The sequence below is a fragment of the Mammaliicoccus sp. H-M34 genome (genome assembly GCF_022386495.1).
GTDB classification, from domain to species: Bacteria; Bacillota; Bacilli; order Staphylococcales; family Staphylococcaceae; genus Mammaliicoccus; species Mammaliicoccus fleurettii.
In genome coordinates this window covers 1-993 of sequence record NZ_JAJNIK010000022.1, presented here as the reverse complement: position 1 = coordinate 993, position 993 = coordinate 1, and the positions used below count along the sequence as shown (strand labels likewise).

Below are 993 nucleotides of genomic sequence, written 5' to 3'. Positions count from 1 at the left end.
TCTTTTTAGTTATGTGAATATAGATGTCCTTAGTTACACTTCTCTCCACTTGTGTGAATATGGGCACCCTTGCTTACACTTCTTTTTAGTTGTGTGAATATAGATGTCCTTTCTTACACTTCTCTCGACTTGTGTGAATATGGGCACCCTTGCTTACACTTCTCTCCACTTGTGTGAATATGGACACCCTTACTTACACTTCTCTCGACTTGTGTGAATATGGACACCCTTATATTTACTTCTTATAGATTATAAATCATTGTCATTAAAATATAAAAACCGCCTGATTCAAGAACTTTGGTCCCGAATTAGGCGGTTTACTTTGTAGCGCAATTTATCTAATAGCTTCCCTTACTATAAAATAAGATTTTCAAATTTATGGCTAATTTCTTCTACTTTATCTTTATTCCCTACTTCTCTAAAGTAAAGTATTGCTTTTTGATACATTTCTATTGCTTTCTTTCTATTTTTTAGTGAAACGTATATATCTGCAAACTGATTAAATCCTTCTCCCATAATTTCAAAGTCATATTTCATTACGTTAGCTTCTAAGTCTCTTAATAACATCATAGCTTCATGATCATTACCTTCTTTTATAAAATCACTAACGTTCTTAATTCCCTTTTTAATATACATCTTAAAATAAACTCCTTTTATCCATATCTATATTAGCTATATCATTGTAATACCTATGTTGGCTAAATACAAGTTAACTAAAATGTATTTAGTATTAAATCAATAATTATTTTATAACACTTTTGTTTTACAAATAGAAGTATTAGGGTCATTATTCTGAGTAATGTCCGTAAGAGGTATTGTTAGAGACATAATTCTGAGTAATGTCCGTAAGAGGTGCTGTTAGGGACATAATTACGAGTAATGTCCGTAAGAGGTGCTGTTAGGGACATAATTCTGAGTAATGTCCGTAAGATGTATTGTTAGGGACATAATTCTGAGTAATGTCCGTAAGGGGTGTTGTTAGGGACATTATTC

General features: G+C 31.8%; 1 protein-coding gene. It reads right to left on the bottom strand.

Annotated elements, in window-relative coordinates:
• Positions 1–354: 354 nt before the first annotated feature.
• Positions 355–636, bottom strand: a complete 282-nt coding sequence (locus LQ608_RS12325) for a hypothetical protein (protein ID WP_115337612.1) — start codon at positions 634–636, stop codon at positions 355–357.
• Between the last annotated feature and the right edge of the window lie 357 nt (positions 637–993).

Bases quoted from the DNA above. Each gene is read 5' to 3' on its own strand.
- LQ608_RS12325 (WP_115337612.1), bottom strand. From the start codon at position 636: ATGTATATTAAAAAGGGAATTAAGAACGTTAGTGATTTTATAAAAGAA.